This window comes from Streptomyces zhihengii (genome assembly GCF_016919245.1).
GTDB classification, from domain to species: Bacteria; Actinomycetota; Actinomycetes; order Streptomycetales; family Streptomycetaceae; genus Streptomyces; species Streptomyces zhihengii.
Genome location: NZ_JAFEJA010000001.1, coordinates 4,117,927 through 4,135,850, shown reverse-complemented (window position 1 = coordinate 4,135,850; position 17,924 = coordinate 4,117,927). Strand labels below are relative to the sequence as shown.

The following is a 17,924-nucleotide window of genomic DNA, read 5'->3' as shown; positions in this document are numbered from 1 at the left end:
GAGCAAAGCGAGGCTGTGGAGGGGGAACACGGTGAGAGCAGGACGGCGCTGTCGGGCGGCGGTCGCCGCGATCGGTGCGGCGCTGCTCGTGCTGGCGGCGGCGCCCCCGCCCGCCGCGGGCGCGGAGCCCGCCGGACGGGGCGCCAGGGCGCCGCGGACGGCGGAGGGGAGCGGCCTGGTGCTGGTGCTCGACTCCTCCGCCTCCATGGCCGAGGACGACGGCACCGGGCGCAGCCGGATGGAATCGGCCCGCCAGGCCGTCGGCACCGTCGTCGACGCGCTCCCCGACGGCCATCCGACCGGGCTGCGGGTCCACGGCGCCGGCCGCTCCCCGGGCTGCACGGACACCCGCGCGGTGCTGCCCGTGCGGCCGCTCGACCGGGCGGGCCTGAAGGACGCCGTCCGCGGCGTGCGGCCCCAGGGCGGCAGCCCGGTCGGGCTCGCGCTCACCGAGGCGGCGCGGGACCTCCCGGCACCGTCCGGCGGGCGGCTCGCCACCCGCACCGTCCTGCTGGTCTCCGACGGCGAGGACACCTGCGGCGCTCCCCGCCCCTGCGAGGTCGCCGCCCGGCTCGCCGGGGCCGACGCGGGGCTGCGCGTCGACACCGTCGGCTTCCAGGTGGAGGGCGCCGCACGCGAGGAGTTGGAATGCGTGGCCGGGGCCGGCAACGGGCGCTACTACGACGCCCCCGACGCGGACGCCCTCGCCCGCCAGCTCCAGCGCTCCGCCGGCCTGTCCGCCGACGGCTACCGCCTCCGCGGCGCGCGGGTCACCGGCACACCCGGCCCCGGGGACGCCCCGCCGCTCGCGCCGGGCCAGTACCTGGACACCATCGGTCCCGGCGAGCGGCGCCACTACACCGTCGCCCTCGACGCCCGTTCCACCGTGACCTTCTCCGCGACCGCCGTGCCCCAGCCCGGCACCGCCGTCGGCGCGGACGACGGCCTGCGCACCCGGATCGTGCGCGGCGCGGACGGCGTCTGCGGCTCGGGGAGCGCGCGCTTCGGCCAGGACGAGGGAGCGGCCCCGCTGACCTCCGCCGTGACACGTGTCCCCACCGCCCGGGCCGCCGGGAGCTGCGACGCGGCGGGCCGCTACCGGCTGGTGGTGGAGCGCGAGGGCACGGCTGACGCGGACGCCGCCCGCTGGCCCCTGGAGCTCACCCACGCCGTCGAGGAGCCGCCGGCCGGCGGTGCGACGCCTGCCCGGCCACAGCCCGGCTACGGCGCCGGCGCGGACGCGGTGCTCCCCGCGGGCGACCCGACGCCGGTCGCGGGCGGCACCGGCTTCAACGACGCCGAGGAGATCGCGGACGGGGCATGGCGGGACACGCTGCTGCCGTCCCAGACGCTCTGGTACAAGGTGCCGGTCGGCTGGGGCCAGCAGCTCCGCTACGACGTGGAGTTCGCCGACGAGGCGTCCACCGGCGGAGGTTCGCCGGTGCGCTCCTACGGGGCGACCCAGGTGTACACCCCGGCACGGGTGCCGGTCGGCTCCGGCGCCGCCGGGTTCCGCCGTACGACGGCCTACGACGGACGCCCGGCCGTCCTGGAGATGGGCACCGTCCCCGTCGCCTGGGCCAACCGCCGCGAACACCGCCCGGAGGTGGTGCCGGTGCACTCCACCGGCGGTTTCTACATCGCCGTGACCCTCGGCGCGCGGGCCGCCGAGATCGCCCGGGACACGGGGATCGGCGTGGTGCTGCGGGTGTCCGTGCTCGGCGACGCGCTGGCCGGGCCGCAGCGCGACGCGCCCGCCCTGGGCGGCCGGGACGCCGGCGCGGGGGACAACAGGGGTGATTCGGCCGCGGCCCGAGACAGCGCCCCCGGCGCCGGGGCAGGATGGTCCGGCGCCGCGACGGCCGCCGCGGCGGGCGGCGGCGTCCTGGCCGCGGCCGCCCTGGCGGTCCTGCTGCGGCGCAGAGCGGCGGTCACGGGCTCCGGCGGACACCCGCCCGGCGCCCGGACGGACTCATCGAGCACGAGGAGAAGCGCGTGAAGAGGCAGCGCGGCAGGACACGGCTGGCGCTGGCCGGGGTCGCGGCGGTCTGCGCGGTGGCCGGGGCGCCGGCACCGGCCGGGGCGGCGGGGGAACCGAACCCCTACACGTTCGACAGCGCGGCGAAGCCCGTCACGGGCACGGCGGTCAACAGCAACGGCCCGGCCCTCACGGCCGGTTCGACGTACAAGGACAGCATCAGGCCCGGCGAGAAGCGCTACTACCGCGTCGATCTCGACGCCACGGTGAACGCCTATGTCTCGGCCGTCGCCGTCCCGAAGCTCGCGACCAAGGTCGCCTACGCGGACGAACTGTCGGTGAGCGTCGAGAACCGGTCGGGGACCGCGTGCAGCGAGGGCGAGGCCCGCTTCGGCTCGGCGGCCTACGCCCGCCCGGTGGCCGACTACGCGAGCCGCCGGGTCGACAAGGAGAGCAGCACCTGCCAGGAGGCGGGCACCTACTACGTCCTGCTGGAGCGCACCGGCGACGCCACCTCGTCGCCCGACCCGTGGGACGTGGAGATCCGCTTCGTCACGGAGCCGGCGCTGAGCGGGCAGGCGCCCACGGCGGCGCCCGAGGACTGGCCCTCCGCCTCCCCCGCCGCCCCGGCGGGCGGGCCCGTCGCGCGGGCGGGCGGGAACGGCTTCCACGACGCGACCGGCCTCGCGCAGGGCGAGTGGCAGGACGAGATCCGGCCGGGCAGGACGCTCTTCTACCGGGTGCCCGTCGACTGGGGCCAGCAGGTGTTCGTCAGCGCCGACCTCGGCAGCAGCACGGCGGCCGACCCCGGGAGCGTCAGCAGCGCGCTGGCCCTCGCGCTGCACAACCCGGCCCGCGGGCTGGTGGACGAGCAGTCCGGCGTCTACTACGACGGCAAGCAGAAGTCCCTCGCCCTCGACCCGCTGCCGCCCGTCGCCTACGAGAACCGCTTCGACTCCGACAGCACCGTGAGCGCCGTCCGGTTCGCCGGCTGGTACTACCTCTCGGTCACCCTCAACCCGGAGATCGCCGACGAGTTCGGGGACGAGCCCCTGCCGCTGACGCTGCGGGTGAACATCGAGGGCGAGGCCCGCTCCGGCCCCGGCTACGACGGCCCGGCCGGCGACTTCCAGGTCACCGACGACGACCAGGAGGCGGCGGACAGCGGCAGGAACGCCGCCGAGGAGTCCACGAGCGCCACCATGCGCGTGGTGGCCGCGGCCGGGATCGGCACGGGCACGCTGCTGGTGCTCGGGCTCGGCGTCTGGACGCTGCTCGCCCGCCGCCGCGCGGCGGCCGGCCCGGGCGGCCAGGTGCCGCTCCCGGCACAGGCCCACGCCGCGCCAGGCCATCCGGCGGGCTACGGCTACCCGCCCGCCCAGGGCACCGCGCCCCAGGGCACGGGGCCGCAGGGCGGTCCGGGCCAGGGATACGGGTACGGACCGTACGGTCCGCCGCCCGGGCAGTAGCCCCGCGGCCGCCCGCGAGCGGTGATCAGACCTGGGTCAGGGCCCAGATGCCCACGGCGAAGCACAGCAGCGCGACGACCAGCACCGGGACCGCCACCTTCGGGGGCGGTCCCGTCCGTGTGCGCACCGCGGGAACGGGCGCGGACCCGGCCGGGGCGACCGGGGCGGCGGGGGCGGCGGGGGCGTGCGGGTGCTGCGCCGTGTAGGCGCGCGTCTGCGGCTGCTCGTACCGCACCGGGGCCGTCGGGTCCTGGGGAGCGTGGGCCGGGGCGGGCCCGGGGTGGGCGGGAGCGGGCGCGGCGGGCTGCTCGGGGGAGGGCTGCCGCGGCGGCGGCGCCAGATGGAAGCTGCCCGTCCCCGAGGCCGCCGGCGGCTCGGCGGCGGACCGCTCGGGCGCGGTGCCGGCCTGCCCCTCGCGCTCGGGTCCGGCGGGCCCGAAGCCCGCGGGGAGCGGGCCGAGCTGGTCGAAGATCTCGACCGGCTCCTCGCCCTGCCCGGCGTCCGGCAGCGCCTCCACCGCGGCGCTCAGCGCCTTGCGCGCGCCCGTCGCCGTGCGGAAGCGGGCCTGGGGATCGGGCTGGAGGAGACCGGCGAGGACCTGCCACAGGGGCTCGGGGATGCCCTGTGGCGCTCCGGGGGTGCCGTGCCGGGCGAAGTGCTCGATGAGGGCCTGGGAGTCCGGCTTGCGGCCCTCCAGGAGATAGAGGCCGACCAGGCCGGCCGCGAACAGGTCGGCGGTGAAGTCGGGTTCCGCGCCGAGCATCTGCTCGGGCGCGAAGTAACCGGGCGTGCCGACGACGTAGTTGGTCTCCGTCAGCCGGGGTTCGCCCTTGCGCATGGAGATGCCGAAGTCGGAGAGGCGCAGATGCGGCCGGCCCGTGCCGGTCGCCTCCATCAGGATGTTGGCCGGCTTGATGTCACGGTGCACGACGCCCTCCGCGTGCACCGCGGCGAGCCCGGACAGCAACTGGTCGAGCAGGGTGCACACGAAGCGGGCCGGCAGCGGCCCGTAGTCGCCGATCACATGGGCCAGCGACCCCCCGCTGACCAGCTCCATCGTGAACAGGACCTTGTCGTCGTCGGCGGCCCAGCTCGCCGGCGCCAGCACGTGCGGGTGGTCGATGCGCAGCGCCTGCTCGCGCACGAAGCGCAGCAGGGTGTGCGCGTCGCTCTGCTGCAGCACCTTGGCCGCCACGTAGCGGCGTCGCCGGTGGTCCCAGGCGCGCCAGACCGCGCCGACCCCGCCGCGCCCGATCGGGTCGATCAGTTCGTACCGACCAGCGAAGACCTCGCCCATGGTGCCGCGCCCGCTCCCGGTTCCCTCGTGGAGGCGTCCGCCTCGCTCAGTTCTGGTGCGCCTCGTAGTGCGCGACCGCGTCCGCCGTCCGGCCCGCGCCGTACACCCGGAGGAACTCTGCCAGTTCGGGGTGGGTGGGGGCGAGGGAATCGGCCGCGTCGATGATGTCGCCCGCCGCCGCGACGGAGCGCAGCAGCGACTGGATCTCACGGACGACGCGGCGCACGGTCGGCGCCCCGGAGGTGCCGGTGGACTGGCCGGTGGCGGTGAGCACGGAGCCGCCCTGCGACTTCTTGATCTCCTCCATCCGGCCCGTCGCCTCCACTGCGCTGACGCTGCCGTCGGCCACCTGGCCCGCGAGCTCCTGGAGCGCCTGGACCCGCTGGACCACGGCCGGGTTGCCGATCTTGGCGCGCTGGCCGCTCATGAGCTGGGAGAGCATCGGAGCCGACAGCCCGAGTACCCCCGCGAGACGGGCCTGGTTGAGCCCCAGGTCGTCGATGAGCCGGCGGAACAGGGCCCCGAGCGGTTCCCCGTACCAGCTGCGCTGCAGTTCCCGGGCTCTTGCGGTCGTCTCCTGCTGCGCTGCGTCCATTGCGTCTCCCCATCGCTTCCCCAAGCGGCTTCGCTGCTGCGAACCTCGGGAGCATCTTACGGAGCGTGGTCGTCCACCGGGAGGCCCCTGGGAAGTCCCGTGCTCCCAATCCTTTTGCAGGATCACGGGGGTGACCCGCTACTCTTGAGCACGGTGGTGGCCCGGGAGACCGGACCGCCGCTTCGTGCACACCCGAACACGGGGCCTTAGCTCAGTTGGTAGAGCGCTGTCTTTGCATGGCAGATGTCAGGGGTTCGACTCCCCTAGGCTCCACATCGTGGAAGACCCCTCCGACCTGCGGAAACGTGGTCGGAGGGGTTTTTCTTGCCCTGACGCGCGGCGGGGACGGGGCCGGCCGGCCCCCGGCCGCGCCCTTGACCTGCTCTGATTCGCTCTGATTCGCTCTGTTTCGCTCGGACGGGTCACAGGGGGAACACAGGTCGCCCGCCGGAGCGGGGGCGGCCGCCGGGGATCCGCGGGGGCCCGTGCCGCCGCCGAGGTGGCGGCGCACGGTGAACGGGGCCGGAACGGGCGGGCAACCCGGGGCGTGTGTTTCCCGTCCTTCTCGGACGGGTGGTCAGGTCAACATCTAGTGAAGCGGTCGACGTTGATACACATACGACAGCAACCACGGGCGAGACTCTGGGCCGTAGCGGCTGTCGCCGTCCTCGGATTCCTCGTCGCGCTGGAATTCGCCGCACGCCGTTACGGCCTGCCGGGACCCATCACCACCCAGAGCCGGGAGGTGCTGTTCCCGCCCAAATCGGGCGGCATACTCTACGCCGGCCTGGCACTGACGATGGTGGTGCTCACCTGGCGGCAGCGGTTCATCGCCCTCGGCGCCGCGATATCCGTCGACCTCGTCTTCCTGGCCGTCCGCTGGATCGCCGGCATCGAGGTGACGGGGGGCCACCCCTTCGGAAACGGCGCCCTCTGGGCGATCCTGGGCGTCGCCGTCGTCGGCGTCACCCGCCGCACCGGCCCGGAACGGCTCCTGCTGCTGAAGGGCGCCGGGCTGGCGCTGCTGCTGGTGGCGGGCCGCAAGACCGGCGACACCTGGCTGCTGATCACCTCCAAGACCCGTCCCATGGTGCTCGACCCGTACCTCGCGGCCGCCGACCGCGCGCTGGGCGACCCGTCCTGGCTGATGGGCCGGCTGGTCACCGCCACCGGCCCGATCGGCTTCAACATCCTCGACTTCGTCTACGGCCAGCTCCCGGTGGCCGCCGTCGTCGTCGCCCTGTACCAACTGCGCCACGTGGCCGCCGAGCGCCGCTTCCCGGTCCACCACCTGGTGCGCACCTTCCTGCTGATAGGCCTGATAGGCCCCGCCTTCTACATGCTCTTCCCGGTGGTCGGCCCGCTCTTCGCCTACGGCACCGGCGCCGAGCACTGGGCGCCGATAGCCCTGTGGACGCCGAACATGGAGCCCAGCGCCCAGTGGGCCCTGGGCGATCTGTGGCCCGCGACCGTCCCGCCGACCGGCACCCCGGGCCCCATGCCCTTCGACGAGTTCACCCCGCGCAACTGCATGCCCAGCCTGCACACGGCATGGGCCACCGCGATCTACCTCCACACCCGCAAGAGCCCCCCGGTGCTGCGCCACGCGGGCACCTTCTGGCTGGTCGCCACCCTCGCCGCGACCCTCGGCTTCGGCTACCACTACGGCGTCGACCTCATCGCCGGTGTGGTGTTCACGCTCACCATCGAGACGGCGCTGCGCGCCTACGACCGCGGCTGGGACCGCTCGGGCCTGCGGCTGGCCGGCTACGGCACCGCCGTCTTCGCCGCGCTGCTGCTGTCGTACCGCTACCTGGCGGTGGAGATGGCCGGGTACCCCTGGATCGCCGGACCGCTGCTCGTCCTGGCGATGGTGTCGGTGATCTACGGCTACGTCCGCACCACCGCCCGGTGGGAGGCGGCCCCCGCACCGGACGCCCCAGCCGCCGGCACCGGCGTGGCCGGGGCCGGGATCGCGGTCGGCGGCTGACGCGGACGGCGTCCCGCGGGCCGTTCTCCCACGGTCGGCGGCTGACGCGGACGGCGTCCCGCGGACCGCTCTCCCACGGTCCTAGCGCGTGTCCGACGGCTCCGCATCCCGGACTGGGACATCCGTGGCGTCCGGGACGTGGGCCGTCCGGGTGGTGTTCATCCGAAGAACTGCGCGGCAGGGGCGTCGCTCCCACACTCCTCGAGATGCGTACACATCATGAGAAAGGTATGTAAAGCGCTCAACCCGAAAGTGAGGGGTCATGGCCGCCTTGAAGGTCAGGAATCTGTGGACCGCGTTCGTCACCGCGTTCTTCGCTCTGCTCGCCTCGGTGGGGCTCACCACCGCCACCGCGACCGCCGCGACGTCGCAGCCGGCCGTCGCGACGCCCGACGAGCCCGCCCGGGCCGGCGTCCGCACCACCGGAACGGGGGTGCCGGAACAGATCAGGAGGGCGGTGCCGCAGCGACTGCCCGCCGCTCGCGGCAGCAGGTCGCTGCCGCCGACCATGAAGCAGCGCATCGGCGCCGAGGCCCACGGCGCCTCACCCGCGACCCGTCGACTGCGTGACCGCGAGGCCGAGGCCGCGGCGGCCGCCGAGACCGAGGGCCGTGCCGCGACCGTGACCGCCGCGGCCCCGGCTCCCGTCGCCGCCGCCGTCCCGCAGCGCACCCGCCGTGCCGCACGCCTCGCCGGCTCCCCGGACCTGACGACGGCTCCCTCGGGGACCGCTCCCGCCGCCGCACCGTCCGTCCCGGCCACGACCGCCCGTTCCGCCGCGGCCACCCGCCCGGCCGCTCCGGCCGCTTCCGTGCCGTCCTCCGGTTCCGCCGCGTCGCCCGCTTCCGCGTCCAGCGCCTCCGCGTCGCGCACCGCCGCGTCGAGCGCCTCCGCGTCGCCGGCTTCCGCGTCGTCCGCCCGGGCCGCGTCCGGCTCGTCCGCCCCGGCCGGCACCCGTGACGCGTACACCGTGGCAGCATGAGACGCCGGGAGCGTTCGTACCTCCCGGCGCCTCGGGCCCTGGGGCCTGCGTCCTGTCAGCGGCTCTCGTCGCCGTCCGCCTCGTCCTGCTTCGCCCGCACCTCGGGATCGAGATCGGCCTTGGTGCTGCCGTCCACCGACGACAGCGGAGTCCGGTCGGAGACCTCGGTCGCCGCGGGCGGTTCCACCAGCCAGTCCGGGTTCGCCTGCTTGTCCCACCACTTCCATGCGGCGAAGGCACCGCCGGCGATCAGTCCGGCCAGCGCGACGCCCTTGAAGACCCGCCCGGCCCGGGAACGACGCTCGTGCTTGCGTACGAGCTTCTGGACCTCCTTCGCCGACACCTGTCCGCGCAGGGCGGCGAGTGCGGCGGCCGACCTGGCCGCGGCCTCCGAGCCCACCGGCCTGGCGACGGCCACCGCGTGTCCGACCCGGGGGACGGTGTAGTCGGCGGCCTGCCGTGCCGCCTTCCTGGCCTGGAGCGCCGCTCGTTGCGCCGTCTCGTCGACCTTGGGAGGCACATGCGGCGCCACATGGACGCCGTACTGCACACGTGCCTGAGCAGCGGCCCTGGAGACTGCCGGCGTGAGCCGGGCACGGGCCTCACGCGTGTAGAGCACAGCCTGGTCCCTGGCCGTACCGGCGTAGGGCGCCACCACTTCCGCGGCGTGCAGCACGCTGTCCTTCGCCGTATCGGTCGCGGCGCGCACGCTGTCGATGCGGGTCACGGGATCCTCCTCCTCGGTGGCGTTGTGGGCGACTGAGGTTTTGTCCGCAGTCGGCATGAGTTCCGCCTTTCCACCCGATGCGAAATCATGCCCGTTGAGCGCCACCTCGGCATGCGGGGCTGGCATCCGGGTCATCGCGGCACACGACGGAGGCACGTCTCCGTCCGCCCGCTCACGCGCCGGTGCGCGAACCGCCACCGGCCGCTTCTGCATGCCCTCTGCCCTTCCGTGCGAGGATCAGGCGCGTCAGAAACGAAGACTTACGGAAGGCAGACCGTGGCCGAGCAGCTGTACGCCACCCTGAAGACCAACCGCGGCGACATCGAGATCCGGCTTCTGCCGAACCACGCGCCCAAGACGGTGAAGAACTTCGTCGAACTCGCGACCGGTGAGCGGGAGTGGGTCCACCCGGCGACGGGCGCCAAGACGACGGACCGGCTCTACGACGGCACCGTCTTCCACCGCGTGATCAGCGGCTTCATGATCCAGGGCGGCGACCCGCTGGGCAACGGCACCGGCGGCCCGGGGTACGAGTTCGCCGACGAGTTCCACCCGGAGCTCGCGTTCGACAAGCCGTACCTGCTGGCCATGGCCAACGCCGGCCCGGGGACCAACGGCTCGCAGTTCTTCGTCACCGTGTCGCCGACCGCCTGGCTGACCCGCAAGCACACCATCTTCGGCGAGGTCACCGGTGACGCCTCCCGCAAGGTGGTCGACGAGATCGCCGGCACCGCGACCAACCCGCGCACCGACCGCCCGGTCGAGGACGTCGTCATCGAGTCGGTCGTGGTCGAGACCCGCCAGGGCTGAGCCGCCCGGTTCGCCGTACGGGAACCTTTGCGCCCCGTCCGTCCGTAAGGATGGACGGGGCGATGTCGCGAGCCCACAGGACGAGGGGACCTCATGGACCAGGCGCCAGGCAGTCCGCAGGAGCCGCAGGACACCCATGGCCTGCCCGGCTGCTACCGCCATCCGGACCGGGAGACCGGCATCCGGTGCACCCGCTGCGAGCGGCCGATCTGTACCGACTGCATGGTCAGCGCCTCGGTCGGCTTCCAGTGCCCCGACTGCGTGCGGACCGGCTCCGGCACGGGTCACGCGCCGAGCGCGAGCATGCCCCGCACGCTCGCCGGCGGTGCGCTGACCTCCGACTCGCGGCTGATCACGAAGATCCTGATCGGCATCAACGCGGCCGTCTTCGTCGTCGGCCTGGCCCTGGGCGACGACTTCGTCAACCGGCTCACGCTGATCGCCGGCGCCTTCGACCCGGAGCTGGGCGAGCCCGTCGGGGTGGCCCTGGAGGGCCAGTGGTACCGGCTGCTGACCTCGGTGTTCCTGCACCAGGAGATCTGGCACATCTTCTTCAACATGCTGCTGCTGTGGTGGCTCGGCGGTCCGCTGGAGGAAGCGCTCGGCCGGGTGCGCTTCCTGGCGCTCTACCTGGTGTCCGGGCTGGCGGGCAGTGCCCTGACCTATCTGATCGCCGCGCCCAACCAGGGCTCGCTCGGCGCCTCCGGCGCGATCTACGGTCTCTTCGGCGCGATGATCGTCCTGATGCGCCGGATGCGGTACGACCTGCGGCCCATCGTCGCCCTGCTGGCGATCAACCTGGTGATCACCTTCGTCGCGCCCGGCATCGCCTGGGAGGCGCACGTCGGCGGACTGGTCGCGGGCGCCCTGGTCGCCTACGGGATGGTCCACGCCCCGAAGGGCCGCTGGCGGGTGCCGGTGCAGTTCGGCGCCTGCGGGCTGGTCCTGCTGGCCGCGGTCGTCGTCATCGCCCTGCGTACGGCGGCGCTCACCTAGGGCTTCGGCGGGGCCCCTCAGCAGGGCCTCGGCATGGCTTCAGCCGTTCTTCGGGGCGGGCGTGCCCGCCCCGAGGCGAGCTTTCCCCATAGTTGTCCACAGCGTGTGGCGGATCTTGTGCATGTCGTGGGGAACAGGCGTGCCCCTCGTCACTGACCTGGGCATTCCTGGTCAGGGCAAGGGGCACGGTACTTCACCGGCATGGCCGAAGAAGTCACATCGGCGTCAACGTCCCGAGAGTTATCCACAGATCGTCAGACCTTTTCCCCCGGCTGTGGAAAACCGTGTGGACAACCTCAGGGGAAAGCTTGACGAGCGGGCTCCGCGGACGCTACTTCCACTGCGTCGAGACGCCGAAGCCCGCCGCGATGAAGCCGAAGCCGGCGACGATGTTCCAGTTGCCGAAGCTCTGGATCGGCAGTTCGCCCTCGGTCACGTAGAAGAGGACGATCCAGACGAGACCGATGAGGAAGAGCGCGAGCATCACCGGAGCCACCCAGCTACGGCTGGTCAGCTTGATGTTCGTCGCCTGCTTCGAAGCCGGCGGGGGCGTGAAGTCGGCCTTCTTGCGGATACGTGACTTCGGCACGAGGGACTCTCCTGTCGATGCGCTGCGTGACCGCGCAGGTAACTGTGGCTGGCGCCGGGGCGGGCGCCGAGGGGGACCGCTGCCTCCCCCGGGCGTCCGTTAGCGTAGTGCTTCCGCGGTGCCTAAGGAGATAAGGGTACGTTGAGCAATTCAGCCGACTCCCCCCGAGGGCCGGTCAGCCGCTTCACCTGGCGACCGGTCCGCCTGCTCACGGCTGCGGTTTTCGCACTCGCGGGCGTCATCTTCGTGACAAGTTTCAACACCGCAAAGGGTACGGACCTCCGCACCGATGCGTCCATGCTCAAGCTCAGCGACCTGATCAGGCAGCGCAGCACGGACAACGGGGACCTGGAGGAGTCGACCGCCGCGCTCCGGCACGACGTCGACACCCTCGCCCGGCGCGACGACGGCTCCACCGAGGCGCAGGACGCGGAACTGGCCGCCCTGGAGAAGGCCGCCGGGACCGAGGAGTTGACGGGCGACGCGGTGAGCGTCACCCTCAACGACGCCCCGCCGAACGCGCAGGCCGCCCCCGGCTACCCCGAGCCGCAGGCCAACGACCTGGTCATCCACCAGCAGGACCTCCAGGCCGTCGTCAACGCCCTCTGGCAGGGCGGCGCGGAGGGGATCAGGGTCATGGACCAGCGGCTGATCTCGACCAGCGCCGTGCGCTGCGTGGGCAACACCCTGATCCTCCAGGGCCGGGTCTACTCCCCGCCCTACCGGATCACCGCGGTCGGGGACCGGGGCAGCCTCAAGAAGGCCCTCGCCGAGTCACCCGCGATCCAGAACTACCAGCTCTACGTGAAGGCTTACGGCCTCGGCTGGAAGGTCGACGAGGACGACTCCGTGACCCTGCCCGGCTACACGGGCACGGTGGACCTCCACTACGCGGAGCCCGTCGGCTGACCGTCCCCGCCCCCGCGGCGGCGCGAGCGGCCCTCCCGCCGGGGGCCGGCCGGGCCCCGCGGCTGTGACGGACGGCAAACGGCAGGCTTTCCACAGCCGACCCACGGGCCCCCGCCGACCTTTAGTCTGGTCCCGTACCGAACGGAAAGGGACGGCATGTACGGCTGGATCTGGCGGCATCTGCCGGGGAACGCATGGGTGCGGGGGATCATCTCGCTCGTGCTGGCCCTCGCGGTCGTCTACGTGTTGTTCCAGTACGTCTTCCCGTGGGCGGAGCCGCTGCTCCCGTTCGGCGACGTGACGGTCGACGGAGAGGGGGCCGGCCGGTGAGCGCGCGCATCCTGGTCGTCGACAACTACGACAGCTTCGTGTTCAACCTCGTCCAGTACCTGTACCAGCTCGGTGCCGAGTGCGAGGTGGTGCGCAATGACGCCGTCCGCCCCGAGCACGCGCGGGACGGCTTCGACGGGGTGCTGCTCTCCCCCGGTCCCGGGGCGCCCGAGGAGGCCGGGGTCTGCATCGAGATGGTGCGCCACTGCGCCGACAACGGGATCCCCGTCTTCGGGGTCTGCCTGGGCATGCAGTCCATGGCGGTCGCCTACGGAGGCGTCGTCGACCGCGCCCCCGAGCTGCTGCACGGCAAGACCTCGCTCGTGACCCACGAGGGCAAGGGCGTCTTCGCCGGGCTGCCCTCGCCGTTCACGGCGACCCGCTACCACTCGCTGGCCGCCGAGCCGGCCGAGCTGCCGGACGAGCTGGAGGTCACCGCCCGGACGGCCGACGGCATCATCATGGGCGTCCGGCACCGTGAACTGCCGGTCGAGGGAGTGCAGTTCCACCCCGAGTCGGTCCTGACGGAGCACGGTCACCTGATGCTCGCCAACTGGCTGGAGCAGTGCGGCGACATCGGCGCGGTCCAGCGTTCCGAGGGGCTCGCGCCGGTGGTGGGCAAGGCACTGGCGTGAGCGCCGGGCGCCCCGGGCACGAGGAGACGGGCGGATACGGCGGCGAGGGCTACGACCCGCTGACGGATCCGCTGCCCCAGAGCGGCCACGGCTCGCCCTGGTTCAGGACGCCGTCCGGCGACCCTGCGGACGACGAGCCCGCGCCGGAGCCGTACGGGCGGCAGACGCCGCCCCAGGCGTACGGGGCGCCGCCGGAGCAGGAGCCGTACGACTGGTACGACCGCGAGGGCTACCGCCAGGACTGGTACGGGCCCGACGGCGCCGGCGGGCCCGAGGCGCCGCCCGCTCCCGCCTCCGGCCACCCGCGCGACCCCCAGGTCCCCCGGGCCCGCCACGCCGCCCCGGCACCCGAGCAGCACTCACCCGCGACCGTCTCCGGCGCGGGCCACGCCGGCCCCTTCGCGGAGCCCGGGGCGGGGGCTGCTGCCCCGTTCACGGATCCCGGGGCGCAGGCTGCTCGTCCGTTCGCGGAGCCCGGGACGGGGACTGCCGGTTCCTTCACCGAGCCCGGAGCGGGGGCTGCTGCCCCGTTCACCGAGCCCGGGGCGCAGGACGTTCGTCCGTTCACCGAGCCCGGACCCGGGACTGCCGGCTCCTTCCATGACGCCGGACGGCACGCCGCCGGTCCCGAAGCGGGCCCCGAGCGCGGGGCGTTGCGCGTGCCCGACCCCGCTCCCGACCCGTCGTCCCGGCCCACGCCCGCGCCGGATCCCGGCCCCGTGCCCGACGACGAGACCGTCGCCCTGCGCACCTCCGAGACGCGCCGGGCCGCCGAAGTGCCCCCGGGGCCCGGGCGGGCCGAGCGCCGCCGGGCGGCCAAGGGCCGCGGCCACCGGCGCGGCGCAGCCGCCCCCGCCCCCGCCCCCGCCGAACAGTCCGGCGAGACGGCGGCCGAGCCGGCGAAGCCGATGTCCCGCATGGAGGCCAGACGTGCGGCCAAGGCGGCCAAGGACAGCCCCGCGGTCATCGCGAGCCGCGCCATCGGTGAACTCTTCATCACCTTCGGCGTGTTGATGCTCCTCTTCGTCACCTACCAGCTCTGGTGGACGAACGTGCTCGCCGGGCAGCAGGCCGACCGGGCCGCCAGCCGGATCCAGGACGACTGGGCCAAGGGCCGCAAGCCCGACGCCTTCGAACCGGGCCAGGGCTTCGCCCTCATGTACATCCCCAAGCTGGACGTCGTCGTCCCCATCGCCGAGGGCATCGACAAGCACAAGGTGCTCGACCGCGGCATGGTCGGGCACTACGCGGAGGGCAAGCTCAAGACCGCCATGCCCGAGGACGAGCAGGGCAACTTCGCCGTCGCCGGGCACCGCAACACCCATGGCGAACCGTTCCGCTACATCAACCGCCTGGAACCGGGTGATCCGATCGTCGTCGAGACGCAGGACACCTACTACACCTACGAGATGGCGAGCATCCTGCCTCAGACGGTGCCGTCCAACGTCGCGGTGATCGACCCCGTGCCGCGCGGTTCCGGCTTCACGAAGCCCGGCCGCTACATCACGCTCACGACCTGCACCCCGGAATTCACGAGTACCTACCGGATGATCGTGTGGGGCAAGATGGTCGAGGAACGGCCGCGCAGCCAGGGCAAACCGGACGCACTCGTCGGCTGACACTTCGAGACAGGAACAGGTGCCGTGGCACGTGCACGAGGCCGGATCGCCGGCGCCATCAGCGTCTTCGGAGAGCTGCTGATCACCACGGGCGTCGTCCTGGGGCTCTTCGTCGTCTACTCGCTGTGGTGGACGAACGTCCTCGCCGACCGTGAGGCCTCCGCGCAGGGCGACCGGATGCGCGACGGCTGGCAGAGCAGCGGCCCCGGGGCGCTGGACACCAAGGACGGCATAGGTTTCCTCCACGTGCCGGCCATGGACGAGGGCGAGGTGCTCGTCAAGAAGGGCACCGACACCAAGGCGCTCAACAAGGGCATCGCCGGCTACTACACCGACCCGATCGAGTCCGCCCTCCCCTGGGACCCCGAGGGCAACTTCACGCTCGCCGCGCACCGGGACGGCCACGGCGCCAAGTTCCACAACATCCACAGGATCAGGAACGGTGACCCGATCGTCTTCGAGACGAAGGACACCTGGTACGTCTACAAGGTCTACAAGACGCTCCCCAAGACCTCGAAGTACAACGTGGACGTGCTGCAGCCGGTCCCGGAGGAGTCCGGGAAGAAGACGCCGGGCCGCTACATCACGCTGACGACGTGCACGCCCGTCTACACCTCGGACTTCCGCTACATCGTCTGGGGCGAGCTGACCCGCACGGAGAAGGTGGACGCGAAGCGCACCCCGCCGGCCGAGCTGGGCTGAGCCGGGCCTCCGGCGCGCGCGGGGCACGGCCCTGGCCCCGGCGCGGTACCGGACTCGATCTCCCGCCGCGCCGCCCTCGCAAGCCCCTCCGAGGGCCGGCAGGCCCCCGCCGGCGGCCGTCTGGACCACGGGGAAGGCCCCGGCACCTGATGAGGTGCCGGGGCCCTTCCATGGCCGTCGTACGGCGTCAGCCGTCGTTGCCGCCGATGAAGCCGCCACCGCCGTTGCCGTTTCCGCCGCCGCCGAACGTCTCCAGGACGACCGGCGTGGTGGCCGGGTCGACCGGCGTGCCGGGCGTCGGGTTGGAGTTGCGGACGATCGCGTTGTCGTCACCCGGGTTGCCGGGCGCCACCGAGACGTTGGTGAATCCGGCCTGCGCCAGGATCTGCTTCGCCTCGCCCAGCCGCTTGCCCAGGATCTCGACGGGCACCGGAGACTGCGTCTGCGCCGGTCCCTTGGAGACCTGCAGGGTGACCTTGGTGCCCTTGGTGACCTTGCCGGGCTGCGGGTCCTGCGCGACGACCGTGTCCTTGGGCTGGTCGGAGTCGACGTCCTGCCGGACGACCTCGAACTCGGCGATCTCCAGCTGGGACTTGGCGTTGGCGAACTGCTGGCCCACCACGTTCGGCAGGTCCTGCTTCGCCTCCTTGGCGACCGTCAGGGTCACCGTGGCGCCCGTCTCGGCCATGCTGTCGGCCTCGGGGTCCTGCTTCAGCACCGTCCCGGGCTCGGCGTCCGAGGACTCGGTCTCCTCGATCTCGACCTTGAACTTGTCCTTCTCGAGGATCTCGGTGGCCCGCTCCCGCTCGCGGTCCACGACGTCGGGCACCTTGATCTTCGGAGCGCCCTCGGAGACGACGACCGTGATGGTGTCGCCCTCGTTCATGTTGGCCGGCGGCTGCGGGGTCTGGCTGCAGATGCTGCCCTTGGGCTGGTCGCACCGCTCCGGAGAGCCCTGGGCGATCGTCACCTGGGCGTTCCGGGCGGCGTCCTCCGCCTCCTGGAGCGTCTTGCCCACCAGCTGCGGCACCGGCACCTGGGCCGATCCCTCGCTCTCGTTGAAGATCGTCCGGCCGATCAGGATTGCCCCGATCAGGACCAGGACGCCCGCGACCACCAGCAGGATCGTCGAGGTGTTCGACTTCTTCTGGCGGCGGCGGTCCGGACGGTCGTCGTACCCGCCGTAGCCGCCGTCGTCCGGGTTGACCGGCGGGAGCATCGAGGTCTGGCCGGCCGGGTCGGTCGCGCGCAGCGCCGTCGTCGGCTGGTCGTCGGGGGCGTAGCCGCCGTAGCCGACCGCGCCCATCGCCGCCGTCGCCGCCACGGGCTGGCCGTCGAGGCAGGCCTCGATGTCGGCACGCATCTCGTCGGCGGACTGGTAGCGGTAGTCGGGGTCCTTGACCAGGGCCTTCAACACGATCGCGTCCATCTCGGGCGTGATCTCGGGGTCGAAGTTGCTGGGCGGCTGCGGCTCCTCGCGGACGTGCTGGTACGCCACGGCCACCGGGGAGTCGCCCACGAACGGCGGGCGGACGGTGAGCAGTTCGTACAGCAGGCACCCGGTCGAGTACAGGTCGGAGCGGGCGTCGACCTGCTCGCCCTTGGCCTGCTCGGGGGAGAGGTACTGGGCGGTGCCGATCACGGCCGCGGTCTGCGTCATCGTCATGCCGGAGTCGCCCATGGCGCGGGCGATGCCGAAGTCCATGACCTTGACCTGGCCGGTGCGCGTCAGCATGACGTTCGCCGGCTTGATGTCGCGGTGGACGATGCCGTTGCGGTGCGAGTACTCCAGCGCCTGGAGGATGCCGATGGTCATCTCCAGCGTGCGCTCGGGCAGCAGCTTGCGCCCGGAGTGCAGCAGCTCGCGCAGCGTGGAGCCGTCCACGTACTCCATGACGATGTACGGGATCGAGACGCCGGCACCTCCGCCGGCGGCGCTGTCGTACACCATGTCCTCGCCGGTGTCGTAGACAGCGACGATCGCGGGGTGGTTGAGCGAGGCGGCCGACTGGGCCTCACGGCGGAACCGGGCCTGGAAGGACGGGTCTCGGGCGAGGTCGGCCCGCAGCGTCTTCACGGCGACGGTGCGGCCGAGCCGGGTGTCGTGGGCGAGGTAGACCTCGGCCATTCCACCGCGGCCGAGCACCGAGCCCAGTTCGTACCGGCCGCCGAGGCGACGCGGCTCTTCCATAACCTTCCAGCCCTCTCCGTCAGTCCCGACCGCACCCGTGTGTGGTCCGCCGGTGTGCTGTTCGCGCATACGCTACCGGGCAGGCAGTGCCCGATCCGCCCGGGA

The 17,924-nt window shown here is 73.0% G+C and carries 15 protein-coding genes, 1 tRNA gene and 1 pseudogene; 12 read left to right on the top strand and 5 right to left on the bottom strand.

Features of this window, described 5'->3' with window-relative positions; genetic code table 11:
* Positions 1-31 precede the first annotated feature (31 nt).
* Both JE024_RS17315 and JE024_RS17310 read left to right on the top strand, forming a co-directional pair.
* Positions 32-1,999, top strand: coding sequence for a vWA domain-containing protein (locus JE024_RS17315; RefSeq protein ID WP_205374460.1), 1,968 nt, complete (start codon positions 32-34; stop codon positions 1,997-1,999).
* On the top strand, positions 1,996-3,447 hold the full coding sequence (locus tag JE024_RS17310; protein WP_205374459.1) for a hypothetical protein: 1,452 nt from the start codon (positions 1,996-1,998) through the stop codon (positions 3,445-3,447). The genes JE024_RS17315 and JE024_RS17310 overlap by 4 nt, the downstream gene beginning before the upstream one ends.
* 25 nt (positions 3,448-3,472) lie before the next feature.
* On the opposite strand, the gene JE024_RS17305 is transcribed toward JE024_RS17310, so the two are convergent.
* Both JE024_RS17305 and JE024_RS17300 read right to left on the bottom strand, forming a co-directional pair.
* Complete coding sequence (locus tag JE024_RS17305; protein ID WP_205374458.1) at positions 3,473-4,744, bottom strand: serine/threonine-protein kinase; 1,272 nt, start codon at positions 4,742-4,744, stop codon at positions 3,473-3,475.
* 46 nt (positions 4,745-4,790) lie between these two features.
* Positions 4,791-5,339, bottom strand: coding sequence for a helix-turn-helix domain-containing protein (locus tag JE024_RS17300; protein ID WP_205374457.1), 549 nt, complete (start codon positions 5,337-5,339; stop codon positions 4,791-4,793).
* A gap of 200 nt (positions 5,340-5,539) precedes the next feature.
* On the opposite strand from JE024_RS17300, the gene JE024_RS17295 reads away from it, so the two are divergent.
* From JE024_RS17295 to JE024_RS42305, 3 genes and pseudogenes are all read left to right on the top strand, one after another.
* Positions 5,540-5,612, top strand: a tRNA-Ala gene (locus tag JE024_RS17295).
* Between the two features lie 343 nt (positions 5,613-5,955).
* The gene (locus JE024_RS17290; protein WP_372449868.1) at positions 5,956-7,329 is read left to right on the top strand and encodes a phosphatase PAP2 family protein; all 1,374 of its coding nucleotides are present in this window, start codon (positions 5,956-5,958) and stop codon (positions 7,327-7,329) included.
* Positions 7,330-7,591: 262 nt separating this feature from the next.
* Positions 7,592-7,894: pseudogene (locus JE024_RS42305) on the top strand (DUF6344 domain-containing protein); the annotation flags it as partial.
* A gap of 472 nt (positions 7,895-8,366) precedes the next feature.
* On the opposite strand, the gene JE024_RS17280 reads toward JE024_RS42305, so the two are convergent.
* Entirely contained in the window at positions 8,367-9,038 is a 672-nt protein-coding gene (locus tag JE024_RS17280; RefSeq protein ID WP_205376583.1) for a DUF5324 family protein, read from the bottom strand.
* 276 nt (positions 9,039-9,314) lie between these two features.
* Between JE024_RS17280 and JE024_RS17275 the strand changes: the two genes are divergently transcribed.
* Entirely contained in the window at positions 9,315-9,848 is a 534-nt protein-coding gene (locus JE024_RS17275) for a peptidylprolyl isomerase (protein ID WP_205374454.1), read from the top strand.
* 93 nt (positions 9,849-9,941) lie between these two features.
* Positions 9,942-10,844, top strand: a complete 903-nt coding sequence (locus tag JE024_RS17270) for a rhomboid family intramembrane serine protease (protein ID WP_205374453.1) — start codon at positions 9,942-9,944, stop codon at positions 10,842-10,844.
* 331 nt (positions 10,845-11,175) lie between these two features.
* On the opposite strand, the gene crgA is transcribed toward JE024_RS17270, so the two are convergent.
* Positions 11,176-11,433, bottom strand: coding sequence for a cell division protein CrgA (crgA, locus tag JE024_RS17265; protein WP_205374452.1), 258 nt, complete (start codon positions 11,431-11,433; stop codon positions 11,176-11,178).
* Positions 11,434-11,574: 141 nt separating this feature from the next.
* On the opposite strand from crgA, the gene JE024_RS17260 reads away from it, so the two are divergent.
* The 5 genes from JE024_RS17260 to JE024_RS17240 all read left to right on the top strand — a co-directional run bounded on the left by JE024_RS17260 (position 11,575) and on the right by JE024_RS17240 (position 15,628).
* Positions 11,575-12,342: a DUF881 domain-containing protein gene (locus tag JE024_RS17260; protein ID WP_205374451.1), complete on the top strand. Its 768-nt coding sequence runs from the start codon at positions 11,575-11,577 to the stop codon at positions 12,340-12,342.
* Positions 12,343-12,498: 156 nt separating this feature from the next.
* Positions 12,499-12,672: a hypothetical protein gene (locus JE024_RS17255; RefSeq protein WP_205374450.1), complete on the top strand. Its 174-nt coding sequence runs from the start codon at positions 12,499-12,501 to the stop codon at positions 12,670-12,672.
* The gene (locus tag JE024_RS17250; protein WP_205374449.1) at positions 12,669-13,307 is read left to right on the top strand and encodes an aminodeoxychorismate/anthranilate synthase component II; all 639 of its coding nucleotides are present in this window, start codon (positions 12,669-12,671) and stop codon (positions 13,305-13,307) included. The genes JE024_RS17255 and JE024_RS17250 overlap by 4 nt, the downstream gene beginning before the upstream one ends.
* The gene (locus tag JE024_RS42545) at positions 13,304-14,926 is read left to right on the top strand and encodes a class E sortase (protein WP_244882923.1); all 1,623 of its coding nucleotides are present in this window, start codon (positions 13,304-13,306) and stop codon (positions 14,924-14,926) included. The genes JE024_RS17250 and JE024_RS42545 overlap by 4 nt, the downstream gene beginning before the upstream one ends.
* Positions 14,927-14,950: 24 nt before the next feature.
* On the top strand, positions 14,951-15,628 hold the full coding sequence (locus JE024_RS17240) for a class E sortase (protein ID WP_205374448.1): 678 nt from the start codon (positions 14,951-14,953) through the stop codon (positions 15,626-15,628).
* A gap of 187 nt (positions 15,629-15,815) precedes the next feature.
* Here the strand turns inward: JE024_RS17240 and pknB are convergent, their stop codons facing one another.
* Positions 15,816-17,819: a Stk1 family PASTA domain-containing Ser/Thr kinase gene (gene pknB, locus JE024_RS17235; RefSeq protein ID WP_205374447.1), complete on the bottom strand. Its 2,004-nt coding sequence runs from the start codon at positions 17,817-17,819 to the stop codon at positions 15,816-15,818.
* Between the last annotated feature and the right edge of the window lie 105 nt (positions 17,820-17,924).